Origin of the sequence: Cohnella nanjingensis (genome assembly GCF_014212125.1) — a bacterium.
Taxonomy (GTDB): Bacteria; Bacillota; Bacilli; order Paenibacillales; family Paenibacillaceae; genus Cohnella; species Cohnella nanjingensis.
Window position 1 is genome coordinate 16,389 of the sequence record NZ_JACJVP010000029.1, and the last position, 26,408, is coordinate 42,796.

Consider the following 26,408-nt stretch of genomic DNA (forward strand, 5'->3'; position numbering starts at 1 on the left):
CGCGCTCTGAGGAGCGCGGCGGTAGCTGTTTTTTATAGAGGACAGGGTCGCATGTGCGGGACAGGATGGAAACGGCCTGGCTGCAAGGGCCGGGTATCGCGGGGATTGGGAGCCCGCGCACCGCCGGCGTCAAAGAGATGTACTGGATACACACTTTACGCATTCCGATGCTGCCAAGTGTCAAAGACACGTGATGTGACGTACTGCATACGTCTCTTTGGCCGCAAAGCGGCGAACACGCGCGAAGTGACGTGCTGCATACGCCTCTTTGACCTCAAAGCGGTGAACACGCGCGAAGTGACGTACTACGTACGTCTCTTTGACCGCAAAGCGGCGAACACGCGCGAAGTGACGTACTGGGTACGCCTCTTTGACCGCAAAGCGGTGAACACGCGCGAAGTGACGTACTGGGTACGTCTCTTTGACCGCAAAGCGGCGAAAACGCGCGAAGTGACGTACTGGGTACGTCACTTTGACCGCAAAGCGGCGAAAACGCGCGAAGTGACGTACTGGGTACGTCTCTTTGACCGCAAAGCGGCGAAAACGCGCGAAGTGACGTACTTGGTACGCCTCTTTGAACGCAAAGCGGTGAACACGCGCGATGTGATGTACGGGATACATCGCTTTAGCCTCGCTAGGGCGAACACGCCTGAGGAAGTTGTCCCACCGGTCTAAAACCGTCCGGGACAGCCTCTATGGCTCACCTGGCATCACCTGGACGCAAAGTCGATCGCGCGGCCAAGCGCCGACCGTCCTAATCTAAGCGTTCGAACCCGTAGGCTCCGCGACTTTGGCCGGCTCGCTTCGCGCGGGGCTGACGATCGCCGCGATCGGATTGACGATGCCTAGCAGCTCGTCGACGAGAAGCTGGGCCGCTATCCAGCTGTAGACGGTCCCGTTGCCCCCGTATCCCAGCGCGTAGTAGTGGCCGGGCCTGTCCGGATCTTCTCCCAGCCAGGGAAGCTGATCCGCGGATTCCCCAAAGGTAGCGCACCACTCGTAGGCCAATTCCAGCTCGTAATGCGGGAACAGCTCCCGCAAATCGTCCATGAGTTTGGCGCTATAGACACTAAGCTCCTTCTGGTTGGTCAAGGGCTCCCGGATAGGCTCGTCGCGGCCGCCCGCCACGATCCGCCCGTCCGCGGTCGTGCGCAGATAGAAATAGGGCCGCGCCGTCTCCCACAATAGCCAGCGCTGATGCCATTCCGCTAGAGACGGCAACGGCTTGGTCACGATGACGTAGGTCCGGTTGAGCAGCGCCTTGACGCGATTGCCGCCCGCCGTCTCCGGCGAATAGCCGACGGCGTATACGACGCGCTCCGCGTGGACCTCTCCGCGTTCCGTTCGGCAGATCAGATCGCCCTTCCGTCCCTCGACGGACTTCAAAGCGGTATGCTCGTGAACGCGCAGACCATGCTGCGCCGCATCTCTGGCCAGCTCGGACACGAATCGGAACGGATCGACCTCGCCGTCTCCGCGCGTGACGATCGCCGACTCGCGACGGAACGGGAAAGCGTCGGCGATCCGGTCCGCGTCCCACCATTCGGAGTCGAAGCCGTGCCGGCGCAACATCTCGTATTCGCGCCGCAGATCGGGCACGTCGTCGGCCGAGGTGGCGTAGTACAAGCTGTTGCGGCGTCTAAAGTTCACGTCCGCCGGCAGGTTCTCCGCGATTTGACAAAGCTTTTCGACGGCGTTCTTGCAGGCCCGGTAGAACATCGATGCATCCTGCTCCCCGATCTGGGCCGCGAGGTCCTTCAACGTTATGTCGTTGGAGAATTGCAGCAGCCCCGTGTTGGCGGAGGTGCTGCCCGAGGCGATGCGGTCCTGTTCGATCAGTACGGTTGAGATGCCGCTGCGAACCAAAGCGTAGCCGATAATAGCGCCGGTCATGCCGCCCCCGACGATGGCGACTTGGCAGTCGACTCGTCCGTTCAGAGGCGGGTAACTCGGCATGGCCGGACTGTTCGCAGGCCAAAGTAACGATCCGAAATGCAGCGATTTCAAATTCACGCCTCCATCCGTTCATCGTGCTTCAAGTATGCGCCCTTTTCTCAGGCTTTACTTCAACATGGGCAGCAAGTAATAAATGATGAGGTACATCAGCCCGAAGAAGATGACCAGGTAAGCCGCGTATTTGATGAACGAGGACCAAACGACGCTCGAATCGGATTTATGCTCCACTTCGCGTCTTTCGATATCCACATTGTTGTTCATGACGTCCACTCCCTTTATGTTATAAAATGGATGGGGCTCCGCTATGACCGATTACCCGGCTCGCGGAGCCGGCGAAACAAAAGGCGTCAAGCCGTTTGCATTTGTTTCAAAGCGCCAAACGCAGGGTAAACATCCATATCCGCTTATCTATTATTGGAGAGGGGTTTCGTATGCATACCGATAAATTGTCTTTTCACACGGAGAACCTGGATGGTCTGACCGTCGTTCATATTGCAGGGGAATTGGACCTGGAGGTCGCTTCCCAGATGCGGTCCGTCATGGAGCCGCTCATGGAATTGCCCGATCGCAGACTGATCTTGAACTTGCGCGAGCTTAAGTATATCGACAGCACCGGCATCGGGATCCTGATCAGCATCGTGAAGGCCCGTCATGCCCGCAACGCGCCGTTCGGGGTGGAGGACGTGCCGCCCACCATTCAGAAGCTGTTCGACATGACCGGCATTACGCCGTTTCTTGACGCTTCCAACGCCTAATGCGTACTTATATAACGAAGGGAACGAGGACGAAACAACGATGAAAAATGACGCGAACGTAACGCTGTCGGTACCGGCCAAAGCCGAGTATGTAGATATAGTCCGCTTAACGTTATACGGCATCGCCGCGAGAATGAAGTTTTCCTTTGAAGAGATCGAGGATATGAAGGTGGCCGTCTCGGAAGCCTGCAACAATGCGGTCCTGCATGCCTATGACCAATCGGAGCCCGGACACGTGGAAGTCGTCTTCACCGTGATCGGGGACGACGCGCTCCAGATCTCGGTCAGCGATTCGGGCGTGAGCTTCGAACAGGCGACGGACCGGACTTCTTCCAATCTGCATGGAAAGTCCATCGAGGAGATCCAGTCGGGCGGGTTGGGACTTTATCTCATGCAAGCATTGATGGACCAAGTCGAAATCCGCAGCAATCAAGGCACCAGCGTGATCTTGACCAAGCGGCGGATGGCTCAAGAAACGGTATGAGCGTGCAACCGAACGCGCGTCTGCCCGACGATGCGTTTCTGAAGCTGTTAGAATACCAGCGTACGCTGTGCAATGAATTGGCCGAAGATCTGATTCGGCATTATGAGCCGCTCGTCCGGATGGCTGCGCACAAGATGTCCCGCAGCCATCTGAGCTTGCAGGAGGACCTGTTCCAGGTGGGGCGGATGACGCTGTTCCGGCTGCTGAAGCAATTCGACCCGGACCTCGGCATGCCCTTCGAGCCTTACGCGATGAAAAGCATCGTCGGTCAGATGAAGAACTATCTGCGCGACAAGTCGTGGTACATTCAAGTGCCTCGCCGGATCAAGGAAAAAGGACTGGTCGTCCAGCAAGCGATCGACGAGATGACCGTCCGGCTCGAACGGTCGCCCAGCGTGGAGGAGATCGCGGAATTTCTGGAGATGAGCGTGGAGGATACGCTCGAGGTGCTGGCGGGCCGCGAGCTCCATCACTACGTCTCGCTGGATACGCCTGTCTCTCAAGAAGAGAATACGGCGACGCTCGGCGAGCTGATCGGATCGCCGGCGGACGACTTCGCGGGCGTCGACCGGCGGATCGATCTGCAGGAGGCGATGATGAAGCTGAAGCCCGAGGAACGGCAGGTGCTCGTCCTTCTGTACGAGGAGGGTCTCTCGCAGCGGAACGCCGCCGAGCGGCTGTGCGTCTCCCAGATGAGCATCTCGCGCATCCAGCGCAGGGCCATCGACAAGCTGAAGGGATGGCTGGCCGAGCCGGAGGAAGATGAAGAGAATTAGCCCCCGATGTTTAGGGGGGCGGCGAACCGGGTACATATCGGTAAGCTACACCATTCTCTTCACCAAAGGCGGTGGAAACGATGACTGTCAAGTATCGTCTCGCGTGCTTCGAGTGCGACATCCTGGTTCGCGAACACAACGATGCTCACCAACTCAGCATCCAATCCCGCAAAAACCCGCTAGGCAACGGCAACCGGTTGGCCGACTACGACTCCGAAGAGAAAGCCGTCCATGCAGCCGATCAGTTGTGCCAATCGTACACGATAGCTAGAGAGTATGGTTATCATCTGTCGGGCGGCGAGTTCGTGAAGGCCGATATGCCTTCCATTCCGGTCGTTCAACTGCTGGACATGGGACTTACGCCGTCGGGACTGCGGAACCTGCTCGACCAGGAAGCGATCGTGTACGGCGCGCAAGAAACGGTAGGCTAAAGTTAAGCGTTCTCATGGCGTCGCGACGAGGCCGTTCTCTCTCTGATCGCCAAAGATGAAAAAAGATCATAAAGGAACGGTGCAGAGCAACATCTGCACCGTTCTTTTTGAGTTTGAAAGGTTCATGCCTAATCCTTTCCGCATGACCTCCGATCCAAGCGTTCGCCCTCTTGCCTGGCAGACGGTCAAGCCGGGTTGCCTTGCGGGCAAAAGTAGCGAAGAAAGCCGAGGTTCTTTACAATAACTCATAGGCCTAATTTCGAACGCGGAGGAAACACTGCTATGAGGCGTTATTTCATATTCATCGTGGAGGACGACGAGAAGATCGCAGCCGAGCTGAACAAATACTTGATGAAATACGGATACGACCCCTATATCGCGCGCCGGATGGACGATCTGAAGCGGGAATTCCTCGAGCGCAAGCCCGATCTCGTTCTACTGGATATCAACTTGCCGTACTATGACGGTTACTACTGGTGCAGGCAGATTCGTACGGTCTCCAGCGTGCCGATCCTCTTCGTCTCCGCGCGGACGCATGAGATGGACCAGGTGATGGCGATCGAATACGGGGGCGACGACTATATCGCCAAGCCCTTCAACTTGGAAGTGATGCTCGCGAAGGTGAAGAGCAGCTTGCGGCGCGCTTATGGCGAATACGCGGTCGCGCCGCAGACGCGGGAGATGCTCGACATCGGCGGCCTGCTGCTCGATCGCACGCGCAACCGGCTGGTCTGGAAGGACCTGCAGACGGACTTGACCCGCAACGAATGCATCCTGATCGACGCGCTCGGTTCGCGCGCCGGCGAGATCGTCTCCCGCGAGGATCTGCTCTCCAAGCTGTGGGACGACGTGAACTTCGTGGACGACAACACGCTGTCGGTCAATATGACCCGGCTTCGCAAGAAGCTGGAGCAACTTGGCATCCTGAACGCCATCGAGACGGTCCGGAGCCAAGGCTACCGGCTGAACGCGGATAGGGACGCGGAGCGATCGGAGGCGTCCCGTCCATGAGAGGAACGGCTTGGCGGATCTGGCGGGCATTGCTGCGGGATCGGCTCGTCTATATGCTGGCGTATGCGGCGCTGGCCGTAACGCTCGTCGCGGTGCTGGCGCTTCGGCTCGCGGATGCCGGGCAGCCGATCGATTGGCGAATCGCGGGTTACATGCTGCTCCTGACCGTCGTCTTCCTGACCGTCGCGCTCGCGATCGATCACTTCCGCCGCCTCGCGTTCGAACGGCGCGTTCGCGAGCTTCGGCAGACGCCGCCCGCAGGTCCGGAGAAGGTGCTCTCCCTGCCCGAGCCGGACTTCTCCGATCAGCTCGTCTACCGTGAGCTCCTCTTCGCCCAATATCACGCCCATGTGTCCGGAATGGCGGAGGCGCGGCAACGCGCGGAGCGGCGGCATCTGTTCACGCAGCAGTGGGTGCACCAGATGAAGACGCCGGTATCGGTGATCGACCTGTTGACGCAGCAATCGGGTGGGTTGCCGTCCTTGGAGGAAGCGCGCGAGACGCTGCGCAGCATCCGGGAGGAGAACGGAAGGATCGAGGAAGGACTGGAGACGGTGCTGTACCAGGCCAGGCTGGACCAATTCGACCGGGATCTACGGCTCGAATCGGTCTCTCTGCGGGAGACGGCGCGGGCTGTCGTGAACAGGCACAAGCATGCGATGCTCCGCGCGTCCGTCTATCCCCAGCTGGAAGGGGAGGATCTCCTGGCGACCACGGACGCCAAGTGGCTCGCCTTCATGATCGGACAGCTGATCTCGAACGCCATCAAGTATTCCCGAGCCAAGCCGGGGGCGAAGCGGCTCCTCGTCGCCGTCGCGGCGGTCCAGGGCGGGTGCGAGCTTTGCGTCGCCGACGAGGGGGTCGGTATCGCCGAAGAGGACTTGCCGCGGGTCGCCGAGCCCTTCTTCACGGGCCGGAACGGCCGAATGGGCGGGGAGTCGACGGGGATGGGGCTCTACTTGGTCCAAGAGACCTGCGCGCTGCTCGGCCATCGACTCGCCATCGAATCCCAAGCGGGCGCGGGAACGACCGTACGGATCTTTTTCCGCCGATGACCGTCCGAACGCGCGGAAGAAACGTGACGAACTTGTAAGATACGCGGGGCCATTCGTAAGCCAAATCCATAGGTTCTTCGAGATCGCCTTGCTAGACTAAGATTATCGAACGGCATTCATGGGAGGTTGCATCATGACGAAGGTGATCTTGAAGGCGGAAGGCCTATCCAAAATCTACGGCTCGCAGAGCGGGGTTATGTATACGGCGTTGGACGAGATCCGGCTCAGCGTCGAGCAAGGCGAATTCCTCGGCATCATGGGGCCGTCGGGGAGCGGCAAGACGACGCTGCTCAACTTGCTGTCTACGATCGACAAACCGTCGTCGGGGCAGTTGGAGATCAACGGCGTTCGCCCCCAAACGCTGAAGGACGCGGAGCTTGCGTTGTTCCGCCGGCGGGAGCTCGGCTACGTCTTTCAGGATTTCAACTTGCTCGACACGCTCTCGATCCGGGAGAATATCATTCTCCCCCTCGCCATGGACAAGCTGCCCGTGGACGAGATCGACAGGAGGGTCCAAGAGAGCGCTGCGCTCCTCGGCATCGAATCGATTCTGGACAAACGGACCTATGAAGTGTCCGGCGGCCAGAAGCAGCGCACGGCCATCGCCAGGGCGATCGTGCACCGGCCGTCCCTGCTGCTGGCGGACGAGCTGACGGGCAACCTCGACTCCAAGGCGTCGCGCGACGTGATGACGTCCTTGACGGGCTTGAACGAACGGCTGCACGCGACGATCGTCATGGTCACCCACGATCCGTTCGCGGCCAGCTATTGCCGGAGGATCGTCTTCATCCGCGACGGCAAGCTGTTCTCGGAGATCCGGAGAGGGTCGAACCGGCAAGCGTTTTTCCAACAAATACTGGATGCGTTGAGCGTGTTGGGAGGGGAGTTCAATGACGTTTCGCCAACTCGCCTCCCGTAACATCTGGGGCAACCGACACGCATACGGCTCCTTCTTCCTGAGCAGCGTGTTCGCGGTGACGGTCTTCTTCGTCTACGCGGCGTTCATCTTCCATCCGCTCATCCTGCAGGGAGACGTAGCCGGAGGGGCCGGTACGAGGCTCGCCTTGATCGGCTGCGAATACATCATCATCGTCTTCTCTTTCTTTTTCATTCAATACGCGAGCTCCTCGTTCCTGAAGACGCGGCAGAAGGAGTTCGGCATGCTCTGCCTGTTCGGATTCACCCGCCGGCAGCTGCGCAAGCTGATCGTCTACGAGAACCTCCTGCTCGGCGCGGCGGCCATCCTATGCGGTCTGGCGATCGGACTGCTGTTCAGCAAGCTGTTCTTCATGGTGTTGTCCAGGCTGATGGACGTAGCGAATCCGATCCCCTTCTACTGGCCTTGGCGGGCGATCGCCCTGACGGCCGCGGGCTATCTGCTGCTGTTCTTGGTCATCGCCGCGTTCTCGCTCAGGCGCGTCGGACGAATGGAGGTCGCGGAGCTCCTGCTGGCCTCGCGAAAGCCGAAGCGGGCGCCGGCCGCTTCGCCTTGGCTCGCGGCGTTGTCCGCGGTCTGTCTAGGCGGAGGCTACGCGATGGCCTACACGATGTCGGCGGGCAATCTGATCTTCCGCATCCTGCCCATCATCGGGCTGGTCACGGTAGGGACGTATTTCTTGTTCACGCAGCTCAGCGTAGCGCTGCTGAAGCGTCTCCAGCGCAACCGGGGGATCAGCCATCGCGGAACGAACCTGGTCGTGCTGTCCCAACTGGCTTACCGGATCAAGGACAACGCGCGGGTTCTGTTCCTGGCTTCCATCATGTGCGCCGTCGTCGTGACGTCCGCCGGCACGCTGACCGTGTTCATGAACGCGACCGAAGACAACGTGGTCGGCCACAACCCGCAGACCTTGTCGTTCCAGCAGCGGGGCAAGCCCGCCAAGGCAGCGGATCTGAACCGGATCGAGGAAGCCGTTCGGGCGGAAGGCTTCAGCCTGGCGTTCAAAGCCGACGTGACGGGGATCGCAGGTTCGCTGAAGCTGCCCGGGGTCAGGGAACTCGATGATACCGCCATGCTCGTCTCCGAATCCGCCTACAATGCGCTGGCCGGGCATATCCAAGGCCTGCGGCCGGTGAAGGTCGAGCCTGGCCACGCTTGGTTCGTCTATCCCTACCGGGACGCCGCACCCGCGTTGGCGACCGCGGGAGCGGAAGCGGCGTTCCGGACAGGCGAACGCGTGCTGCCGCTGTCGATGGACGGCCAGCGCAACGGAGGGATCGTTCAGGCGATCGGTCCGGCAACATATCTGGTCGTGCTGAATGACGCGCAGTTCGCAGCTCAGTACAAAGAGGCGGCCGGGGGCAGCCGGGTCTACGCCTACGGGTTCGAGATTCGCCATTGGCAGAAGGCCGAGCAGGCGATCGAACGGGTCCGGGCTTCCTTGCCCGATCTGAAATTCGCTTCCCGGCTGGACGAGTACAAGCTGACTCGGCAGTTCTCTTCGCTCGCGCTCTTCATCGCGATGTTCGTCAGCGCGTTGTTCTTCCTGGCTTCCGGCAGCTTGCTCTTCTTCAAGCTGTTCACCGAGCTTCGGGAGGAACAGACGCAGTTCCGCTCGTTGATGCGCATCGGCATCTCCCCGAAGGAGCTCGGCCGGATCCTGACCGCTCAGATCGCCATCCTGTTCTTCATCCCTTGCGCGGTCGGCGCGCTGCACGCCGCGTTCGCGATGATCGCGCTCGGGAACGTCTTGGATCCCGCTAGGATTCTGTCTTCCGCATCGATGGTCATGGGCATCTATCTGGCGCTGCAGACCGCGTACTTCCTGATCGCCCGCCGCTCCTACGCCCGAACGGTAGCCCGGGACTCGGGCATCCGCGTATAGCGCGCACATACAAGAACCTCCATTCCCGTCGACCCGGGATGGAGGTTCTTGCGCATGGGGATGCTTATTCGTCCTGCGCCGGATCGGGCACAAGACCTTCTTCCTTCAACTCTTGACCGGTCTTGACCCGTTCCATATCGGCGCCGAGGCGCTTCAGATCGTCCAAGTCCTGGACCATCGAGCCGTTGCGCGCCTCTTCGACCGGCCGCGTCGGCATCGGTCCCGAAGGTGTGCGGTCTGCGTCGGGCTCGTAATCTTTGCCGGGAACCGGCTCGCCGTTGCGGGAAAGCGAGGAATCGCCCATCCCGTTCACGCTCCTCTCTCGTTGCGAATCGAATCGCGCCTCGCGAGCCCCGGGGATCCTCCCCGGATCTGGTTCGCCGGCGGAAGCCCGAACAAGGCCAATCCCCGAGCGCGATCGGGGAAGGCCTGGGAAGAGAGGCGATCAGTTCGGCTTCTGCGCGTCCGACATCGCATCGTGCATGCCATCCTTCGCGGATTGGATGCCGTCTTTGGCCGTCTGGACGGCGGACTTCGTCTGGCCGATCAGATCGGTCGCCTGCCGACCGACTTTTTGGGCCACTTCCTGCGTCTTGACGCCGGCATCGGACACCCACTGCTTCGTGCGGTCCATCGACTTGTTGTACGTCGTCTTCAGATCCTGACGCAGTTCGCGTCCCGACTTCGGAGCCAGCAGCAGCGCCGCAGCCGCCCCGACGACCCCGCCGATCAGCGCGCCTTTAATCAGTCCTGCCATATGAATTCCTCCTTTATATCCTGTGTCTGTCTTGCTTGGTTTTCATTACCCGACCCGTCCGGGGCTGAATCATGGCGGGACTTTCCGCAGCGTGGACTTTGGTCTACAATAGGGAAAGACAGGGAGGAAGGCGAGGGCGTTCATGGACTGGAGAGACGACGGAAGGCCGTCGCCGTTCGGCTGGGGCGGCGTGTCCGCCGACGAACGGACAAGCCGCCGCTGGAGGCGGCTCGATTGGATCTTGGTATTGGCATTGATGATATTCTCGGCGCTGACATCGTTCACCGATTTGGGCAACCGATCCGGACCGCAGACGTTCTGGAAGCCCGACGCGTCCGGCGAAGGTTTCGTCGCGGACTTCGGCGCCGTGCGGAAGGTAGACCGCGTCAACCTCTACGAGGGACCGGGCGCGACCGGCAAGAGCAAGATCGAATCGTCCGTGGACGGCGTCACCTGGGAGCCGTATCAGGATGTCGAGCATAAGACGAACCGGGTGTTCACGTGGATCTCGGCGGACAAGACCGTAGAAGCCCGCTACATGCGGTTCACGACGGAGCGCACGGGCTTCCGGCTCTATGAGGCCGGATTCTTCGCTCAAGGCGAGTCTGCTCCGATCCCCGTCGCGGGAATTACGCCGGTCGGCCGTCCCGGCTCGGAATCGGAAGGCGGCGGCGCGCAGGTGTTCGACGAGCAGGACGTCACCCCTTACCGGCCGGATTACCGCAATAGCATGTATTTCGACGAGATCTACCACGGCCGCACGGCTTACGAATTCATTCATCAGATCGAGCCCTACGAGAACACGCATCCGCCGCTCGGCAAGTGGCTGCTCACCTTCGGGATCCGGCTGTTCGATATGACGCCTTACGGCTGGCGCTTCATGGCGGCCGTGTGCGGCACGCTAATGGTTCCGGTATTCTACGCGGCGGCCAAAGGCATGTTCAGGCGGACGAGATACGCGTTCATCGCGACGCTCCTGCTTACGCTCGAAGGCTTTCACCTCGTGCATTCGCGGATGGCGAACGTCGATATCTTCGGCGTGACGTTCACGATCTTGATGTACTACACGATGTACCGCTATGGCGAGACCGCATGGCGGAACGGCGGCTTCGGACGAAGCTTCCGCTATCTGGCGCTGTCGGGCATCTTCTTCGGCTGCGCGGCCGCCGTCAAATGGAACTACCTGTACGGCGGCGCGGGGCTCGCGATCCTGTTCCTCTTCGCGCTGCTGCGTCGGAGGCGGGAGTCCAGGCTGGGCGGAGAGCGAGGCTACGCCAAGAAGACGATCATCACCCTGCTCTCGTGCCTGATCCTGTTCGTCGCCGTGCCGACCGGGATCTATACCGCGTCGTACATTCCGTACGAGAAGGCGACCAAAGCCGACGACGGGATCAAGGATCTGGTGCAATACCAGAAGAACATGTACCACTACCACAAGGGCGTCAAGGAGAAGCATCCGTACGCTTCCAAGTGGTATACGTGGCCCGAGATGCTCCGGCCCGTCTGGTACTACGGCGGGAAGGACCTGCCGAAGGGAGACGCGCAGAGCATCGCGGCGATCGGCAATCCGCTCGTTTGGTGGGGCGGTCTGATCGCGATGCTGCTCTCCTGGTGGCTCGGCGTGCGCAATCGGGACCGGATCGTGCTGACCATCACCGTCATGTACTTGTCCTTCTACGTGCCGTGGATGATCGCGCCGCGAAGCATCACGTTCCTGTACCACTACTTCCCGATGGTGCCGCTGCTCATCCTGTCGATCGTCTGGATGCTCCGGTGGATCGAGGAACGGTCGCGTTACGGGAAGCGCATCACGGCGGCGACGATCCTGGTCGCGGCGGCGCTCTTTGTCTGGTTCTATCCGGTGCTGACCGGCATGACGATCAGCCGGGAATGGATGAACCTGGGCATCCGCTGGCTGCCGAGCTGGGGATTCTAAGCGATGAACGGCGTTACGCATGATAAAGGGGGAAGCCGAATGGGCGGACCGGTAGTACTGTCGGTCGTCGTGCCGATGTATAACGAAGAAGAAGTCATCGAGACGACATATCGGCGTTTGACCGATGTGCTGGCCAAGCTGGGCGAGACGTACGAGCTCGTATTCGTGAACGACGGCAGCCGGGATCGCACGGCGGACCTCGTGCGCGCGCTCGGCGCGAAGGACGAACGGGTCAAGATGATCGACTTTGCCCGCAACTTCGGCCATCAGATCGCGGTCACGGCAGGCATGGACCATACGAGCGGCCGGGCCGTCGTCTTGATCGACGCCGACCTGCAGGATCCTCCGGAGCTGATCCCGGAGATGCTTGCCAAGTGGCGGGAAGGCTATGACGTCGTATATGGCAAGCGGATCGCCCGCCGCGGCGAGACCTGGTTCAAGAAGCTGACCGCAAAGGCGTTCTACCGTCTGCTGGCGTCGATGACGTCCGTCAGCATCCCGGTGGACACCGGCGACTTCCGGCTGATGGACCGGAAGGTGTGCGACGCGCTCAGCAGCATGCGGGAGCGGAGCCGGTTCATCCGCGGCATGGTGGCGTGGGCGGGGTTCCGCCAGACGTCCGCCGAGTACGTGCGGGACGAACGGTTCGCGGGAGAGACGAAGTACCCGCTGCGCAAGATGGTGCGTCTCTCGCTGGACGCGATCACGTCGTTCTCGACGAAGCCGCTGAAGATCGCGGGCATCCTCGGCTTCCTGATGTCGGCGGCGGGCTTCATCTACCTGATCGTCGTCATCTGCCAGCGGATCTTCACGGACACGACGACGGCGGGCTGGACTTCGCTCATCGTCATCAGCTTGTTTTTCCACGGCATCACGCTGTCGCTGCTCGGGGTGCTGGGCGAATACATCGGCCGTATCTACGAGGAGTCGAAGCGGCGTCCGCTGTACTTGGTCGCGGACAAGCTGAACTTCGGGGAGCCCGGGCGCGCGGCGCGCGGTCCGGAGCTGTCCGAGCTCGGCGAACAAGGCATCCGCCATTAGCGCATCGGGCGCGGAACGATACAGAGGCTGACCCTTATAGGGCCAGCCTCTGTTTTCGCCTATTCATTTCTGAATGATCTCCGATAACAACGTATCGCCCTCTAAAGAGGACGGCGAAGCCGTTTTTACTTGCGTTCCTGCCGCTTCGTAGAGCAGCTCGATCATGTGCCGAATGGCGGGATCGAGCCATTTTTTCTTGTGCAGCACGATTTGCGTATAGAAGGCAATCTCCGGATGCGAGATATCCAGCTCCACGAGTCTGCCTTCGAGCAGCTCGCGGGCGACGGCGATGCGCGGCAGCAAGCCGATGCCGAGGCCGTAGCTGACGCATTGCTTGATCGCTTCCAGGCTGCCGAATTCGTGGTGGATCGTATAGTCGACGCCTTGATTGCCCAAGAGCCGCTCGAATGCGCCCCGATAGGTGCAGGATTGCTCGGTTGCGATATAGGACTCGCCATGCAGCGCGTTCAAGCTCAGCTGCTTCCTTCCCTGCAGCGGATGTCCAGGGCAGGCGACGACGACGAGCTCTTCCTGGCGCAGCGTAATCGCTTGAATATCGTCATCGCAGACGATCCGGTCCAGGATGACGCCTATATCCATCGCACCGGATTTGACCTGTTGAATCACTTGGTGATCGTGGGACGGGCTCACTTGCAGGTTGATATTCGGGAAGGTGAGGCGGAACCGGTGGAACACCGGCGGGAGAAAGAACGAGACCAGCGACTCGATCGTGCCGATGTCGAGATGGCTGCGGGCCTGACGGGAGATCAAATGCTTCGAATTGTCGTAAAGTTCGAGGATCTGCTCGAAGGTGTCGAGCAGGTTCTCCCCGGCCGAGGTCAGCCGCATCGTGCGGCCGAAGCGTTCGAACAGGGTGACGCCGTATTCGCTCTCCAGCTTCTGGATATGCGCCGTTACGCTGGACTGGACGTAGCCGAGGTTCTCCGCCGCCTTGGTGAAGCTCTGGCAGCGGGCGACTTCCATGAAAGATCTGATATAAATAAAATCCAAACCATCACCGCCCGACGTGTGTTGTCAAGGCCGTTGGAACATGGAGATCGCGAGTGCGCTTAGCATCGGGCGGGAGCGTTTGCCTGCGTATACGCCCATCCCTCTGTCCAAGCGCCGTGCAAGCTTCCATTGAAGATCACGTTCCTTCGTCTCGCTTTCCCATATTTTATAAGCCGCGTAGTCGTGAATCAACATTTTTTTCGCCCCCTCCGGCAATCTGTGAAGACATCTTATCACCGGAGAGGTTCGGAGCGTTATCGAGCGCTTTTCATAGATGCCATCGGTATTATCGATGGAAACGCCATCATCCTTGCAGGACGGAAACGCGGTAGTCGGTCGGCGTCTGGCCGTAAGCCTTTCGGAATTGCTTCGAGAAGTAGAGCGCGTCGTGAAAGCCGACCGAGGACGCGATCTGCTCGACGGTGAGCTCGGGCCGTTCGCGCAGCAGCCGGCGCCCGTGATCGATGCGCAGCCGGGTCAGGAAAGCGATCGGCGTGAGCCCCGCCTGCCGCTTGAACAGCCGGGACAGATAAGCGCGGTTATAGCCGAGCGTCTCCGCCATCGCTTCGATCGTGACCGGCTCCGCGTATTGGGTGGACAGATGGGCAATGACCTGCCGCACGAGCTCCTCGTCGTGCGAATGCGGCCGCGGAGTCGCGGGAGCCTCTTCGGCCGACGCTTCCCGGAGGCCGGCCAGCAGCAAGTGCAGGTGCCCGGCCGCTTCCAGCGCGGCGGCGCCCCGGCGCGAGCGGAACGCCTCGTAGATGCTGCGGCAGCTGTCGGCGGGCAAGCGGCTCGCGCCGGTATCGGCGACCGCGCGGTCGCCGCCGAGGCCGGCTTCGGCCAGCAGGGCGGCGGCCGGCTCGCCGGAGAAGGCGACCCAACGGTAGCGCCACGGGTCTTCGCCGTCGCTCGCGTAGCTGAACAGCTGCTGCGGATGGATCAGGAACGTATGCCCCGCGCGCAGCTCGCGTTCGGCGTCGCCCGCGCGGAAGCGGCCCCGGCCGGAGAGGACGTGGTGCAGCAGATAGTAGTCGACGACCTTGGGACCGACCCGGTGGTGCGGGCGGGTCTGGCTCTCGCCGGCGAACAGCACGTTCAGTCCGCGGGACTCCATGGCCGCGGGGCTGGAAGCTACGCGGTAGGTGGGCACTCTCGGCATCGGGATTCCTCCTGCTTTCGCTAAACGGGATCTATTCGCATTTTAAACCATGAAGTCACAAATCTCCATAGGATACGCACTTCAAGCCATTTCCCGCGAAGGCTCGAATTCGTTATACTAATAGCAAATCCGACCTCATAGGAGGAACTGCCTTCATGCCTCATATTCCGCAGCTCAAGCAAGCATTCATCGACCGGTTCGGCGGATCCGAATCCGATATCCGCGTATTCCACGCGCCAGGGCGCGTCAATCTGATCGGCGAGCATACCGACTACAACGGGGGCGCCGTGTTCCCCGCCGCGCTGACCTTTGGCACGACGCTGCTCGCCCGCCCGCGCGGCGACCGGTCGCTCGGGCTCGCCTCCACGAACTTTCCGCTGACGCGGACGGTGTCCGCCGACGAACTCGTTTTCCGGGAAGAGGACGACTGGACGAACTATCCGAAGGGCGTCGTCTGGGAGCTGAACCATCGCGGCCTCCCGCTGTCGACCGGCTACGACCTGCTCTACCACGGCGAGATTCCGAACGGGGCGGGCTTGTCCTCTTCGGCATCCATCGAAGTCGTGACGGCATTCGCCCTGCTGACGCTGGAAGGCAAACGGACCGACACCGTGGAGATCGCGGTCTGGTCCCAGCATGCCGAGAACGAGTTCGTCGGCGTCAAGTGCGGCATCATGGACCAATTCGCGGTGGCGAACGGCAAGAAGGACCATGCGATTCATCTCGACTGCGACACGCTCCGCTACGAGCTGGTGCCGTTTCAATCCGGCGACTACAAGCTCGTCATCGGCAATACGAACAAGCGCCGCGGCCTGGTCGATTCGAAGTACAACGAGCGCCGCGCCCAATGCGAGCAGGCGGTGCGGGACCTGCGCGCGGCCTTCCCCGAGCTGACGCTGCTCGGCCAGCTGTCGCTCGCGGACTTCGAAGCGAACGAAGGCTTGATCGCCGACGAGACGGTTCGCCGCCGCGCCCGACACGTGGTGGAGGAGATCGACCGCGTCGGTCGTTCCATCGAAGTGCTGCGGGCGAACGACCTCGCCGCGTTCGGCGCGCTCATGAACGCGTCGCACGATTCGCTGCGCGATCTATACGAGGTGACGGGCGACGAGCTGGATGCGATGGTGAGCGCGGCGCGCGAAGTGCCGGGCGTGCTCGGCTCCCGCATGACGGGCGCCGGCTTCGGCGGCTGCACGATCTCTCTCGTTCACCAGGATTCGGTAGAGAAGTTCATCGCGCAGGTAGGCAGCCGCTATGAGGCGGCCACCGGGCTGCATCCGGACTTCTATGTCTGCGATATCGGCGACGGCGTGCGCGAGATAAAGGAGGAGGCGTAACATGGCGGTATTGGTAACGGGCGGGGCCGGGTATATCGGCTCTCACACCGTAGCGGCGCTGTTGGAAAAGGGCGAGCAGGTCGTCGTTATCGACAACCTGTACCAAGGGCACCGCGAGGCGGTGCTGGGCGGCAAGCTGTATGAGGGCGATCTGCGCGACGAAGCGTTCCTGGACCGGGTGTTCGCGGAGAACGAGATCGACGGCGTCATCCACTTCGCGGCGAATTCCCTGGTCGGCGAGAGCATGCAGAACCCCGGCAAGTACTACCACAACAACGTCTACGGCACGCTGTGCCTGCTCGAAGCGATGAAGAAGGCGGGCGTGGGACGCATCGTCTTCTCCTCGACGGCGGCGACGTACGGCGAGCCGGAGAAGGTGCCGATCGACGAATACGACCGCACGCTGCCGACGAACGCCTACGGCGAGACCAAGCTGGCGATGGAGAAAATGATCCGTTGGTTCGACGTCGCCCACGGCATCAAGTCGGTCTCTCTGCGCTACTTCAACGCGGCGGGCGCGCACGAGAGCGGCCGGATCGGCGAAGACCATCAGCCGGAATCGCATCTCGTTCCGCTGGTGCTTCAGGTCGCGCTCGGCCAGCGCGCGTTCATCTCCGTCTTCGGCGAAGACTACCCGACGGAGGACGGCACCTGCATCCGCGATTACATCCATGTCGGCGACCTGGCGTCCGCGCACATGCTGGCGCTCGAACGGCTGCGCGGCGGCGGGGACAGCGCGATATACAATCTGGGCAACGGCACGGGCTTCTCGGTCAAGCAAGTCATCGAGATCTCGCGCGAAGTGACCGGGCATCCGATCCCGGCGAAGATCGAAGCGCGCCGGGCGGGCGATCCGGCCGTGCTGGTCGCTTCGTCCGACCGCGCCCGGCGCGAGCTGGGTTGGACTCCGCGCTACGCCGATCTGAAGACGATCGTCGCGAGCGCTTGGGCATGGCATCAGGCGCATCCGAACGGCTACGAGAAGTAACGCGGGAGGCATCAGGTGCGTTCGAATAGCTGTTAGGAGAAGGAACATGGGAGCGCCAAGCAGCGTTAGAACGGGAATGTGAAGGAACAGGTGGGCACCAATCGGCGTTCGAACGGCTATTGCGAGGACACGGGCACCAAGTACATTCGAATGGCTGTTTGAAGGAACATAAGGGCACCAAGTTGCGTTCGAATGGCAATGTGAAAGAACACGGGAGGCATCCAGAGATGATCGAAACGCGTTATACCCCTTCTTCCGAGGAAGGAGAGGAAATCGGCCTGCTCATCGGGCGGCTGGTGCAATTCGCCCGGCAGCGAGGAATGCTTGAGGCGCTGGATACGGACGCCGCGATCAACGCGCTGCTCGATCTCTACGGACTGACGGAGCCGGCCGAAGGGGAGATTCCGGCCGAGACGCAGGAGAGCGCGACGCCGATCCTGGAGCCGCTGCTGGACGCAGCCGTGCGTCTCGGCTTGACGCCGGACGATACGGTCACGTCCCGCGACTTGTTCGACGCGCGGATCATGGGTCTGCTCCTGCCGCGCCCGTCGGAGACGACAGCGCGGTTCGCGGGGCTGGCGCAAGAGCGGGGCGCGGGCGCGGCGACGGATTGGTTCTACGGCTTGAACGTCGACTCGAACTACATCCGGATGGACCGCATCCGCAAGAACGGATACTGGCTGCATCCGACGGAGGATGGCGAGCTGGAGATCACGGTGAACCTGTCCAAGCCGGAGAAGGACCCGCGGGAGATCGCGAAGCTGAAGACGCTCCCTCAGGCCAAGTATCCGAAGTGCCTCCTGTGCAAGGAGAACGTAGGCTACGCCGGACGGCCGGACCATCCGGCGCGGCAGAACCTGCGGATCCTCCCGTTGAAGCTGCAGGGCCAGCGCTGGTTCTTCCAGTACTCCCCGTACGTGTACTACAACGAGCACAGCATCATCTTCTGCGGCGAGCACGTCCCGATGCGCATCTCTCCGGCGACGTTCGCGCGCCTGCTGGACTTTGTGGAGCAGTTCCCGCATTACTTCATCGGGTCGAACGCCGATCTGCCGATCGTGGGCGGCTCCATCCTGAACCACGACCATTTCCAGGGCGGGCGGCACGTCTTCCCGATGGAGAAGGCGTCGGTCGAGGCTTGGACGGCGCATGCGTCGGAGCCCAGCGTGCGGGCCGGCATCGTGAAGTGGCCGATGTCCGTCATGCGCCTTCGCGCGACGGACCGCGCCGCGCTGCTGCGCGTCGCCGAACAGGTGCTGACCGCTTGGCGCGGATACAGCGACGAGTCGGCGGAGGTTCGCGCGTTCACCGGCGGCGTGCCGCACAACACGATCACCCCGATCGCGCGGCTGCAGGACGACGGCGAGTATGAGCTGGATCTGGTGCTGCGGAACAACCGCACGAGCGAGGAGCACCCGGACGGGATCTTCCATCCTCATCAAGAGCTGCATCACATCAAGAAGGAGAACATCGGCCTGATCGAGGTGATGGGGCTCGCGGTGCTGCCGGGGCGGCTGCAGGAGGAGATGGCGCAAGTCGCAGCTATCCTGACGGGCCGCGAAGTCTACGAAGCCGGCGCGCTGGCCGAGCCGAGCCATCCGCTAGCGAAGCATGCCGATTGGATCGCGGCGCTCGTCGCGGCGCACGGCACGTCGATGCCGGAGCCGGATGCGCAGGCGGCCTTGCGCGCCGCCGTGGGCGACAAGTTCCACGCGGTGCTGCGCGACGCGGGCGTGTACAAAGGCGACGCGGCCGGCCAGGCGGCGTTCGGACGCTTCCTCGCCGAAGTCGGCTTCGGCGGCTGAGGCTGACGTTCGATAGTGTGGCTGAGGCTGACGTTCGATAGGGCGGCTTAGGAAGGCTAGCAGGCGGGCGGCGGCAGGCAGACGTTCTCTAGGGTGGCAAGACAGCAAGGCGGCTAGCAGGAGGAGTTAGTCGAAAAAATCGACTAACGCAGGCGCCTGGCTCGGGTGTTGAGCGGCGATAGTCGAAAAAATCGACTAACGCAGGCGGATGGCCCGGGTGAGGAGCGGCGATAGTCGAAAAAAACGACTAACGCGGGTTTAGGGCGAGGGAATGAAAAGGAGATAAGCGGAAAAACCGCTTATCTCGAACGCTTGGCCGATAGTGAGGCGGAATAAAGCGGAAAAACCGCTTTATTCGGCGTCTTAACCGGGTGCGAAGCGAAATAGAGCGGAAAAACCGCTCTATTCAGCGTCTTAACCGGGGTGTGGAGTGAAATAAAGCGGAAAAACCGCTTTATTCGGCGTTCTGGGCGGGAGTTACGCGGGGATAAAGCGGAAAAACCGCCTTACTCGGACGCACCGACTCGGATCCGCTTCTTTGCTCCCATTCGCGAACTTGGCGGTGCCCCGAGCGCCCAAAAAAAGGACCGAGCAGCCGCGCAACGCGCGTCTGCCGGTCCTTTTTCGTGCTTGTACGTCGAGTAGCCTCTCAGCCGCCAGCCCCTCAGCCACCAACTCTCGGCTGTCTAGCCCAGCCGCCAGCCCCTCAGCCACCAACTCTCGGCTGTCTAGCCCAGCCGCCAGCCCCTCAGCCGCCAGCCCACAGCCACCAACTCTCGGCGGTCTAGCCCAGCCGCCAGCCCTCAACCGACTAGCCTCTCAACCCCGCAGCTTGCCGAGCTCCGACACGAGCGCCTCGACCTCGCTGATGCTGAAGCGCTCCTTGGACGCGACCATGTCGTAGATATCCTTGATGTCCTCGTACTTCTCCGAGCTGAAATGCGAAGCCTGCATCGCCGCGCCCGAAGCCATGCGAAGCTTCGTCTTGATGGCCTCGATCATATACTCGACGTTCTCTTGAGAAGGCTTGGATAAATCCATTCGTTCCGCTTCCTTTCGGTATGTATCTTGCCCCCATTGTACCATAGGCGCGGGGGTTCGGCTAAGCGCGGATCCGGGTACAGGGAGAAAGAGGCCGAATCGCCCGCGGCGAGGTGGCGCTTGGGGGCGCGGGCATGGTACGCTTGTAACGATCCTGTAGGAGAAGGAGCTGTATTCGCGCCGTGACACCTCTTTCCAGTCGTACCGCCGCCGAGGACGCATCCGCGCTCGCGCCGTTCTTCGCGGATCTCGCGGCGCGTCACGCATTGGCGGATTTGACCTTCGTCTGCATCGGCACCGACCGTTCCACCGGCGACAGCCTCGGCCCCTGGGTCGGCACGCTGCTCGAGGAGCGCGGCTTTCCCCGCGTCGTCGGCACGCTGCGCGAGCCCTGTGACGCCGACAGGCTCGCCGAAGCGGTAGCCGCCCTGTCCCCGGAGGCGACGGTCGTCGCCGTCGACGCTTGCCTCGGCCGGCCGGAGAACGTCGGCCGCTTCCTGCTGTCGGCGGGGCCGCTCGTGCCAGCGCGCTCGGTCGGCCGTTCGTTTCCCGGCATCGGCCATTACAGCGTCGCGGCGATCGTGAACGCCGTCGGCCCAAAGCCGTACTGGACGCTGCAGACGACCTCGCTCTACCGCGTGATGGGCATGGCCCGCCAGATCGCGGACGCCGCCTCGCTTTATTTGGGTTCGCCCCATCCGATCCTAGACAACAAGTAACCACGACTGTCCCGTCCTCGTAGAGGGCGATACGTATACCGGCGATGCTCCGGAATTGGATCGGCCGGCAACAATTTTGTACAATAAAGAAAATGAACCGGAAGGATGTGCGCCAGCGATGACCGCCAAACACGTTACGCTAGCCAACGGACTGAACGTCGCTTATACGGAGGAAGGACAAGGAACGCCCGTCCTGCTGCTGCACGGCTATTGCGGGAGCAGCGCCTATTGGGAGGAAGTCTGGCCGCTGCTGGTTCCGCATGCCCGGCTCGTCGCTCCCGACGCGCGGGGACACGGAGGAACGTCGGCCACGGAAGGCGCGTACGCGATGGAGCAGCAGGCCGAAGACGCCGTCCAGCTGATGGACGCGCTCGGTCTGCGGCAAGCCTACGTCCTCGGTCATTCGATGGGGGGCTATGCCGCACTGGCGCTGGCCGAACGGTACCCGGAGCGGCTGCTCGGCTTCGGCCTGCTGCACTCCACGTCCTATCCGGACAATGAGACCGGCAAGGAGAACCGCGAGAAAGTCGCGCGGCGGGTCGCCGAGGAGGGGGTCGAAGGACATGTCGCGGACTTGATTCCGAAGCTCTTCGCTCCCGCGCACCTGAACACGATGCCGGAGAAAGTGGAGCGCGCGAAGCGGATCGGTTACGAGACGTCGCCCCTCGGGGCCATCGGCGGCGCGCTCGGCATGAAGGACCGGCCGGACCGCAAGGTCGTGCTCGAAAAGACGGCGCTGCCGGTGCTGCTGCTGGCCGGCGAGTCGGACGGCGTCATCGCGCCGGAGAAACGGTTCCCGGTCGATCGCCCGAACGTGACGGGCACGCTGCTGAGCGGCTCCGGCCACATGGGGATGTTGGAGGCGCCGGAAGCTTTCGCGGAAGCCGTGCTCGCTTATCTGCAGGCGGCCGAAGAGAATCGCGCCGATGCATGACCGCGACTATCTGATGCGGCTCATCAGCCAGATGTCCGTCGCCTTCGGCCGACTGATGGGGCTGAAGGAGCAGAAGAAGCACGAGGAGGCGATCGTGCACATCGACGAGTTTCTGAGCCGCGAGCTGAGATTGCGGGCCCGACTGGCGCTGGGCCTGTCGGACAAAGACCTGCTCGCGATGTTCTCGACCGGCGGCGTGCCGAACGCCGAGACGGTGGCGATCATCGCCACTTTCCTGCAAGAGGAGGGCGACCTGCTGCGCGAGCTCGGCCGCGATGCGGAGAGCGTCCCCCGCTACGAGAAAGCGCTGCGGCTCATGCTGTACGTGCTGCGGGTGAACGGACCGATCGAAGGGCTGGGGCTGGAGATCCGCAAGAACATGCTGCTCACAGCGTTGGCGGACGAGTCCTGCTCGGCGGAGACGAGACGCGCGATCTGGGTATGGCAAGAATACGAAGGCCGGTACGCGGAAGCCGAGGATCTGCTGTACGATCTGTCGGAAGACGGGGCCGTCACCCCCGAGGACGGGCGAGAATTCTACGATCGCTTGGACCGGTTGGGGGACGAAGCGCTCGCTTCCGGCGGCTTGACGCGGGATGAGTTGCAGGACGGCCGAAGACAATGGCAATCGCTGACGGGAGAGACGGCATCATGAGTTTGAGATCGATGGACGGTGATTTGGAGACGGTATTGCGGCAATCGGTGGCGGAGAGCAAGCTTCTGCAGGCGACGCTGAGCCAGCCCCGGCGCAAAGACGCGGACTTGGCGCGCAAGGTGACGGTACGTCCCGTCCGGATGAAGAACGGGCTCCATTATCAATTCGAGCGCTTGCTGGAGAACAAAGCGTTCCACGACAATCTGTCGCCCGACGCGGCGGCGGACGAGCTCTCGCGGCTGCTCGCGGACGATTATCGCCAGGCGCTGCTGAAGACGCCGGAAGCCGATATTCAAGTGCTGATCAACAAGAAAGGCAAGCCCGCCTTGCTCCGCGGCGCGCCGTCCGCCGGCGCGAAGGGGGCGGCGGACGGCGCGCCGCCTGCGCACAACCGGACCAAAGCGTACGTGCTGCCGGAGGGCGAGCCGGTCCCGTTCCTCGAAGCGCTGGGCGTCATGACGGCGGAAGGCCGCGTCGTCAAAGCCAAGTACGACAAGTTCCGGCAGATCAACCGGTTCTTGGAGACGGTCGCGGACGTGGTGCCGAACCTGCCGAAGGACCGCGAGCTCACGATCGTTGATTTCGGCTGCGGCAAGTCCTATCTGACCTTCGCGCTCTATCATCTGCTCGCGGTCAAGGAACGCCGGGACGTGCGCATCATCGGCCTCGACCTGAAGGCGGACGTCATCGAGACGTGTTCGCGCCTAGCCGAGAGACTCGGATGGGACAAGCTGAAGTTCGCGGTGGGCGACATCTCGCAGTACAACGGCTCCGAAGCCGTGGACATGGTCGTGACGCTCCATGCCTGCGATACGGCGACGGACGCGGCGCTTATCAAGGCGATCGGCTGGCGGACTGCCGTCATCCTGTCGGTGCCCTGCTGCCAGCACGAGCTGTTCGGACAACTGAACCAGCCGGTCCTGAAGCCGCTCTTGAAGCACGGGCTCCTGAAGGAGCGTTTCGCTTCGCTCGTGACCGATGCCGTTCGCGCGCAGTTGCTCGAGCTGTCCGGTTACCGGACGCAGCTGCTCGAATTCATCGACATGGCGCATACGCCCAAGAACGTGCTCATCCGAGCCGTCCGAACCGGACAAGCGCCGTCCCCCGAAGCCGTTCGCGAATACGAGGCTTTCCGCGATTTTCTGTCCATTTCCCCGTTTATGGAACGAAATTCTTAAGAGTAGGTTAAAAAGCGGGAACAAACCAGAAGTTCATGTTGTCGAAAAAAACCAGTGTATGGTAGAATAAAGCAATTAAGTCCCGGGCGTTTAGGGGCAGCTGATTCGTGAAAAGGTGAGCCGATTGGGATTCTTGCGGCCTGACTTTCTTCTCTTTATCTGTCTCTTCGTGTTGTTCGCCAGCGTCATTGCCCTCAATCGGATCACGCAAACGCACAAAGTCTATTTGGCGTTTCACTTCGTGATGATGCTGTGGCCGCTGGGGCAATTCGCGGTTCGGACCACCGACTTTCCCGTCTATCAGCTCTTCTATCTCAATTTGTCTTTTGTAGCGCTGTCGCTGCTAGGACCCGGATGGCTCATCTTTGTGCTCTTCCTCACTCAGCGGTCCCATCTGCTGAAGTCATGGCGGCTTGGCGCCTACCTGGCGCCCGCGCTCGTCTGCATGGCTTCCGTCGTCTGGAATCCCGATCACGCCTTTCTGAAGCCCGTTGCGGGCCTATACGACCAAAGAGAATACGGAGCGCTGTTCTGGCTCCTGACCTTACTGCAGTTCGCTTATTTTTCCTTTGCGCTTATCATCATGTTCCAAGCGATCCGAACCGTCCGATCGGCGAACGAGCGCAAGCAGCTCGCGACGACGCTCGTCGGGATGTTCGTGCTGACGGTATTCGCGGCGATCGATCTGATGGTCAACGTGCTGCTCGCGAATTGGCTGCCGACCATTCCCGGTCTCATGTCGCTCGGGATTCTGCTCTCCGACATTTGCTTCGTGGTGGCGATCTACCGGTACGGCATGTTCGATATTCTGAGCATGGCGCAGCGCGATCTCTTCCATCACCTGGCGATGGGCATCGTCGTCGTGGACGAGAACGCCAAGGTGCTCGAAGTGAACCGCAGCGCCGCCCCGTTCGTCCGGCTCTCCAAAGGGGATGCCTTCGAGATGGAGAAGTTCCTGGCCCCTCTGCAGACGAAGGGGGAGGTCAACGAATTCCTTTTCCAGTACCGTCACCATCCCGGAGAGCGCATGCAGACGGAGATCTCGCTCGGCGAGGGCGCCGGCAGGCACGTCTCCATCCAGATCTCGCCCGTGCTCGACCACTTCAAGCAAGCGATCGGTCGCGTCATTACGTTCCACGACGTGACGGAGCTGCGCAAGCTGGTCGACGAGATGAACCGGAAGAACGAAGCACTCCATGAGCGCAATCTCGAATTGATCGCCATCCAGGAAGAGCTGTTCCGCGTGAACCAGAAGCTGGAGCAGATGGCGGTCACCGACGGACTGACCGGCTGCTACAATCGCAGGTTTCTCATGCATCAGCTCGAGCACGAGGTCATGCTTAACGCGCGTCACCGTATCCCGTTCTCGATCTTCCTGTTCGATATCGACTTCTTCAAGCAAATCAACGACCGCTACGGCCACGTGATCGGCGACGAGGTGATCCGGGCCACGACCGACGCGGTTCGCTCCGAGCTGCGGCGTACCGACATCTTCGCCCGCTACGGCGGGGAGGAGTTCACCGTCTATCTGCCGCACACGAGCAGACAGCAGGCCGAGGTGCTGGCCGACCGCATCATGCGGGCGGTGGCGGACAACGTGGTGCATGCGGGCGGAGACCGGGTCAGCATCACGATCAGCATGGGGATCGTCTCCGAAGAGGACGACTACTTGCGCATCGACAACGCCAAGGAATATTTGCGCGACCTGTTCTCCCGGGCGGATGCCGCGTTGTACGTGGCGAAGAACGAAGGACGGAACAGGATCGTCTACGCATAATCGAAAGTACATATCGAACGAGCGACAGGAAGAGGAGGACGGGGCATTGGCGCACACGGGCGGAATGATCGGCATGGCATTGGCGAGCGGCATCTGTACGGCCGTCGTTCTGACGTTAACCGTATCGCGCGGCTTCACCGTCCCGGCGCCGTTCGACCTATGGGTGGGTGCGGGGTTCGCGACCATCCTCTATCCGCTGGGCTGGTCGCTCGGCAGGCAGTACGACCGGATGAAGCATCGCGCGGAGCGCGACAGCTTGACGGGCGCCTTCAACCGCGGATTCATCGGCCGGTGCTATCCTCAGCTGGCCAAGCGGGCGGCTCGCGCGCAGAAGCGGATCTCCGTCGCCCTCATCGACGTGAACGACTTCAAGGCGATCAACGACGTTCACGGTCATATGACGGGCGACTTGGCGCTGCTGCGCCTTGCCGATGCCCTGAATTCCTGCACCCGTCGCGGGGAGATCGTCGGCCGCTGGGGTGGGGACGAGTTCCTGGTTCTTTGTCCCTACGCGGAACGGGATGAGCTGGATTCGCTGGAACGGCTCATCTCGGACAAGCTGGACCGCCTGTCCTCGCAGGAGGGCTTGAAGCTCTCGATCTCGTTCGGCACGGCCGTCTACCCGGGGGACGGGCAGACGCTGGAATGCCTGGCGGCGGCGGCGGATCGCCACATGTACGAGAACAAGCGCCGTGCCAAAGCGCCCGCCCAGGCCGCTCAGCGGCTGAACGCATAGGCGACTTGCGTCGTCCTAGGACTGGGGACTTACGCACG

General features: G+C 61.8%; 28 protein-coding genes. 21 read left to right on the forward strand and 7 right to left on the reverse strand.

Annotation, left to right across the window (positions count from 1 at the left end):
• Window positions 1-195: 195 nt before the first annotated feature.
• Complete coding sequence (locus H7C19_RS17830) at window positions 196-675, forward strand: hypothetical protein (RefSeq protein ID WP_221469317.1); 480 nt, start codon at window positions 196-198, stop codon at window positions 673-675.
• An 84-nt stretch (window positions 676-759) separates the two neighbouring features.
• Here the strand turns inward: H7C19_RS17830 and H7C19_RS17835 are convergent, their stop codons facing one another.
• On the reverse strand, window positions 760-1,956 hold the full coding sequence (locus H7C19_RS17835; protein WP_185144197.1) for an NAD(P)/FAD-dependent oxidoreductase: 1,197 nt from the start codon (window positions 1,954-1,956) through the stop codon (window positions 760-762).
• A 105-nt stretch (window positions 1,957-2,061) separates the two neighbouring features.
• Window positions 2,062-2,217, reverse strand: a complete 156-nt coding sequence (locus H7C19_RS17840) for a hypothetical protein (protein WP_185144028.1) — start codon at window positions 2,215-2,217, stop codon at window positions 2,062-2,064.
• 170 nt (window positions 2,218-2,387) lie between these two features.
• On the opposite strand from H7C19_RS17840, the gene H7C19_RS17845 reads away from it, so the two are divergent.
• The 9 genes from H7C19_RS17845 to H7C19_RS17885 all read left to right on the forward strand — a co-directional run bounded on the left by H7C19_RS17845 (window position 2,388) and on the right by H7C19_RS17885 (window position 9,293).
• The gene (locus H7C19_RS17845; protein ID WP_185144029.1) at window positions 2,388-2,711 is read left to right on the forward strand and encodes an STAS domain-containing protein; all 324 of its coding nucleotides are present in this window, start codon (window positions 2,388-2,390) and stop codon (window positions 2,709-2,711) included.
• A gap of 40 nt (window positions 2,712-2,751) precedes the next feature.
• Window positions 2,752-3,195 (forward strand): anti-sigma B factor RsbW, encoded by a 444-nt coding sequence (gene rsbW / locus H7C19_RS17850; RefSeq protein ID WP_185144030.1) that lies wholly within the window; start codon window positions 2,752-2,754, stop codon window positions 3,193-3,195.
• Window positions 3,192-3,971, forward strand: coding sequence for a sigma-70 family RNA polymerase sigma factor (locus H7C19_RS17855; protein WP_185144031.1), 780 nt, complete (start codon window positions 3,192-3,194; stop codon window positions 3,969-3,971). The genes rsbW and H7C19_RS17855 overlap by 4 nt, the downstream gene beginning before the upstream one ends.
• Before the next feature lie 80 nt (window positions 3,972-4,051).
• A complete protein-coding gene (locus H7C19_RS17860) occupies window positions 4,052-4,402 on the forward strand; it encodes a hypothetical protein (protein ID WP_185144032.1) in 351 nt (116 codons plus the stop codon).
• 55 nt (window positions 4,403-4,457) lie between these two features.
• Complete coding sequence (locus H7C19_RS17865) at window positions 4,458-4,646, forward strand: hypothetical protein (protein WP_185144033.1); 189 nt, start codon at window positions 4,458-4,460, stop codon at window positions 4,644-4,646.
• 38 nt (window positions 4,647-4,684) lie between these two features.
• Window positions 4,685-5,413, forward strand: a complete 729-nt coding sequence (locus tag H7C19_RS17870) for a response regulator transcription factor (RefSeq protein WP_185144034.1) — start codon at window positions 4,685-4,687, stop codon at window positions 5,411-5,413.
• On the forward strand, window positions 5,410-6,468 hold the full coding sequence (locus H7C19_RS17875) for a sensor histidine kinase (protein ID WP_185144035.1): 1,059 nt from the start codon (window positions 5,410-5,412) through the stop codon (window positions 6,466-6,468). Before H7C19_RS17870 ends, H7C19_RS17875 begins: the two co-directional genes overlap by 4 nt.
• A gap of 133 nt (window positions 6,469-6,601) precedes the next feature.
• Complete coding sequence (locus H7C19_RS17880) at window positions 6,602-7,387, forward strand: ABC transporter ATP-binding protein (protein WP_185144036.1); 786 nt, start codon at window positions 6,602-6,604, stop codon at window positions 7,385-7,387.
• On the forward strand, window positions 7,359-9,293 hold the full coding sequence (locus H7C19_RS17885; RefSeq protein WP_185144037.1) for an FtsX-like permease family protein: 1,935 nt from the start codon (window positions 7,359-7,361) through the stop codon (window positions 9,291-9,293). The genes H7C19_RS17880 and H7C19_RS17885 overlap by 29 nt, the downstream gene beginning before the upstream one ends.
• A gap of 64 nt (window positions 9,294-9,357) precedes the next feature.
• On the opposite strand, the gene H7C19_RS17890 is transcribed toward H7C19_RS17885, so the two are convergent.
• The gene (locus tag H7C19_RS17890) at window positions 9,358-9,597 is read right to left on the reverse strand and encodes a hypothetical protein (RefSeq protein ID WP_185144038.1); all 240 of its coding nucleotides are present in this window, start codon (window positions 9,595-9,597) and stop codon (window positions 9,358-9,360) included.
• Window positions 9,598-9,738: 141 nt separating this feature from the next.
• Window positions 9,739-10,050 (reverse strand): YtxH domain-containing protein, encoded by a 312-nt coding sequence (locus H7C19_RS17895; RefSeq protein WP_185144039.1) that lies wholly within the window; start codon window positions 10,048-10,050, stop codon window positions 9,739-9,741.
• Between the two features lie 142 nt (window positions 10,051-10,192).
• Between H7C19_RS17895 and H7C19_RS17900 the strand changes: the two genes are divergently transcribed.
• Both H7C19_RS17900 and H7C19_RS17905 read left to right on the forward strand, forming a co-directional pair.
• On the forward strand, window positions 10,193-11,986 hold the full coding sequence (locus H7C19_RS17900; protein WP_185144040.1) for a glycosyltransferase family 39 protein: 1,794 nt from the start codon (window positions 10,193-10,195) through the stop codon (window positions 11,984-11,986).
• Between the two features lie 39 nt (window positions 11,987-12,025).
• Complete coding sequence (locus tag H7C19_RS17905; protein ID WP_185144041.1) at window positions 12,026-13,027, forward strand: glycosyltransferase family 2 protein; 1,002 nt, start codon at window positions 12,026-12,028, stop codon at window positions 13,025-13,027.
• A gap of 63 nt (window positions 13,028-13,090) precedes the next feature.
• Here H7C19_RS17905 and H7C19_RS17910 read toward each other — a convergent pair whose 3' ends face one another.
• Window positions 13,091-14,011 (reverse strand): LysR family transcriptional regulator, encoded by a 921-nt coding sequence (locus H7C19_RS17910; RefSeq protein WP_246469583.1) that lies wholly within the window; start codon window positions 14,009-14,011, stop codon window positions 13,091-13,093.
• A 331-nt stretch (window positions 14,012-14,342) separates the two neighbouring features.
• Entirely contained in the window at window positions 14,343-15,200 is an 858-nt protein-coding gene (locus tag H7C19_RS17915; RefSeq protein WP_185144043.1) for an AraC family transcriptional regulator, read from the reverse strand.
• A 155-nt stretch (window positions 15,201-15,355) separates the two neighbouring features.
• Between H7C19_RS17915 and H7C19_RS17920 the strand changes: the two genes are divergently transcribed.
• The 3 genes from H7C19_RS17920 (at window position 15,356) to H7C19_RS17930 (ending at window position 19,330) form a co-directional block, all read left to right on the forward strand.
• On the forward strand, window positions 15,356-16,537 hold the full coding sequence (locus tag H7C19_RS17920; RefSeq protein WP_185144044.1) for a galactokinase: 1,182 nt from the start codon (window positions 15,356-15,358) through the stop codon (window positions 16,535-16,537).
• 1 nt (window position 16,538) lies between these two features.
• On the forward strand, window positions 16,539-17,525 hold the full coding sequence (gene galE / locus H7C19_RS17925; RefSeq protein ID WP_185144045.1) for a UDP-glucose 4-epimerase GalE: 987 nt from the start codon (window positions 16,539-16,541) through the stop codon (window positions 17,523-17,525).
• A gap of 227 nt (window positions 17,526-17,752) precedes the next feature.
• Window positions 17,753-19,330 carry a UDP-glucose--hexose-1-phosphate uridylyltransferase gene (locus H7C19_RS17930; protein WP_185144046.1) on the forward strand — a complete coding sequence of 526 codons (1,578 nt, stop codon included), beginning with the start codon at window positions 17,753-17,755 and terminating at the stop codon, window positions 19,328-19,330.
• A gap of 819 nt (window positions 19,331-20,149) precedes the next feature.
• Here H7C19_RS17930 and H7C19_RS17935 read toward each other — a convergent pair.
• Window positions 20,150-20,371 carry a DUF1128 domain-containing protein gene (locus tag H7C19_RS17935; RefSeq protein WP_185144047.1) on the reverse strand — a complete coding sequence of 74 codons (222 nt, stop codon included), beginning with the start codon at window positions 20,369-20,371 and terminating at the stop codon, window positions 20,150-20,152.
• Window positions 20,372-20,553: 182 nt separating this feature from the next.
• On the opposite strand from H7C19_RS17935, the gene yyaC reads away from it, so the two are divergent.
• From yyaC to H7C19_RS17965, 6 genes are all read left to right on the forward strand, one after another.
• Entirely contained in the window at window positions 20,554-21,090 is a 537-nt protein-coding gene (gene yyaC / locus H7C19_RS17940) for a spore protease YyaC (protein ID WP_313731772.1), read from the forward strand.
• A 118-nt stretch (window positions 21,091-21,208) separates the two neighbouring features.
• A complete protein-coding gene (locus H7C19_RS17945; protein ID WP_185144048.1) occupies window positions 21,209-22,024 on the forward strand; it encodes an alpha/beta fold hydrolase in 816 nt (271 codons plus the stop codon).
• Entirely contained in the window at window positions 22,017-22,679 is a 663-nt protein-coding gene (locus tag H7C19_RS17950) for a DUF6483 family protein (RefSeq protein ID WP_185144049.1), read from the forward strand. The genes H7C19_RS17945 and H7C19_RS17950 overlap by 8 nt, the downstream gene beginning before the upstream one ends.
• Window positions 22,676-23,857, forward strand: a complete 1,182-nt coding sequence (locus H7C19_RS17955) for a class I SAM-dependent methyltransferase (protein WP_246469584.1) — start codon at window positions 22,676-22,678, stop codon at window positions 23,855-23,857. The genes H7C19_RS17950 and H7C19_RS17955 overlap by 4 nt, the downstream gene beginning before the upstream one ends.
• Window positions 23,858-23,990: 133 nt before the next feature.
• Complete coding sequence (locus H7C19_RS17960) at window positions 23,991-25,634, forward strand: histidine kinase N-terminal 7TM domain-containing diguanylate cyclase (protein WP_246469585.1); 1,644 nt, start codon at window positions 23,991-23,993, stop codon at window positions 25,632-25,634.
• A 46-nt stretch (window positions 25,635-25,680) separates the two neighbouring features.
• Window positions 25,681-26,370, forward strand: coding sequence for a GGDEF domain-containing protein (locus H7C19_RS17965; RefSeq protein ID WP_185144050.1), 690 nt, complete (start codon window positions 25,681-25,683; stop codon window positions 26,368-26,370).
• The last annotated feature ends 38 nt before the right edge of the window (window positions 26,371-26,408 follow it).

Excerpts from the sequence above, each read along its gene's own strand:
- H7C19_RS17885 (WP_185144037.1), top strand. The coding sequence starts at position 7,359 with ATGACGTTTCGCCAACTCGCCTCCCGTAACATCTGGGGCAACCGACAC.
- H7C19_RS17945 (WP_185144048.1), top strand. The coding sequence starts at position 21,209 with ATGACCGCCAAACACGTTACGCTAGCCAACGGACTGAACGTCGCTTAT.
- H7C19_RS17870 (WP_185144034.1), top strand. The coding sequence starts at position 4,685 with ATGAGGCGTTATTTCATATTCATCGTGGAGGACGACGAGAAGATCGCA.
- H7C19_RS17950 (WP_185144049.1), top strand. The coding sequence starts at position 22,017 with ATGCATGACCGCGACTATCTGATGCGGCTCATCAGCCAGATGTCCGTC.
- H7C19_RS17935 (WP_185144047.1), bottom strand. The coding sequence starts at position 20,371 with ATGGATTTATCCAAGCCTTCTCAAGAGAACGTCGAGTATATGATCGAG.
- H7C19_RS17955 (WP_246469584.1), top strand. The coding sequence starts at position 22,676 with ATGAGTTTGAGATCGATGGACGGTGATTTGGAGACGGTATTGCGGCAA.
- H7C19_RS17865 (WP_185144033.1), top strand. The coding sequence starts at position 4,458 with ATGAAAAAAGATCATAAAGGAACGGTGCAGAGCAACATCTGCACCGTT.
- H7C19_RS17855 (WP_185144031.1), top strand. The coding sequence starts at position 3,192 with ATGAGCGTGCAACCGAACGCGCGTCTGCCCGACGATGCGTTTCTGAAG.
- H7C19_RS17890 (WP_185144038.1), bottom strand. The coding sequence starts at position 9,597 with ATGGGCGATTCCTCGCTTTCCCGCAACGGCGAGCCGGTTCCCGGCAAA.
- H7C19_RS17875 (WP_185144035.1), top strand. The coding sequence starts at position 5,410 with ATGAGAGGAACGGCTTGGCGGATCTGGCGGGCATTGCTGCGGGATCGG.
- galE (WP_185144045.1), top strand. The coding sequence starts at position 16,539 with ATGGCGGTATTGGTAACGGGCGGGGCCGGGTATATCGGCTCTCACACC.
- H7C19_RS17920 (WP_185144044.1), top strand. The coding sequence starts at position 15,356 with ATGCCTCATATTCCGCAGCTCAAGCAAGCATTCATCGACCGGTTCGGC.
- H7C19_RS17880 (WP_185144036.1), top strand. The coding sequence starts at position 6,602 with ATGACGAAGGTGATCTTGAAGGCGGAAGGCCTATCCAAAATCTACGGC.
- H7C19_RS17845 (WP_185144029.1), top strand. The coding sequence starts at position 2,388 with ATGCATACCGATAAATTGTCTTTTCACACGGAGAACCTGGATGGTCTG.
- H7C19_RS17860 (WP_185144032.1), top strand. The coding sequence starts at position 4,052 with ATGACTGTCAAGTATCGTCTCGCGTGCTTCGAGTGCGACATCCTGGTT.
- H7C19_RS17915 (WP_185144043.1), bottom strand. The coding sequence starts at position 15,200 with ATGCCGAGAGTGCCCACCTACCGCGTAGCTTCCAGCCCCGCGGCCATG.
- H7C19_RS17910 (WP_246469583.1), bottom strand. The coding sequence starts at position 14,011 with ATGGAAGTCGCCCGCTGCCAGAGCTTCACCAAGGCGGCGGAGAACCTC.
- H7C19_RS17840 (WP_185144028.1), bottom strand. The coding sequence starts at position 2,217 with ATGAACAACAATGTGGATATCGAAAGACGCGAAGTGGAGCATAAATCC.
- H7C19_RS17930 (WP_185144046.1), top strand. The coding sequence starts at position 17,753 with ATGATCGAAACGCGTTATACCCCTTCTTCCGAGGAAGGAGAGGAAATC.
- H7C19_RS17895 (WP_185144039.1), bottom strand. The coding sequence starts at position 10,050 with ATGGCAGGACTGATTAAAGGCGCGCTGATCGGCGGGGTCGTCGGGGCG.
- H7C19_RS17905 (WP_185144041.1), top strand. The coding sequence starts at position 12,026 with ATGGGCGGACCGGTAGTACTGTCGGTCGTCGTGCCGATGTATAACGAA.
- H7C19_RS17835 (WP_185144197.1), bottom strand. The coding sequence starts at position 1,956 with ATGCCGAGTTACCCGCCTCTGAACGGACGAGTCGACTGCCAAGTCGCC.
- rsbW (WP_185144030.1), top strand. The coding sequence starts at position 2,752 with ATGAAAAATGACGCGAACGTAACGCTGTCGGTACCGGCCAAAGCCGAG.
- H7C19_RS17900 (WP_185144040.1), top strand. The coding sequence starts at position 10,193 with ATGGACTGGAGAGACGACGGAAGGCCGTCGCCGTTCGGCTGGGGCGGC.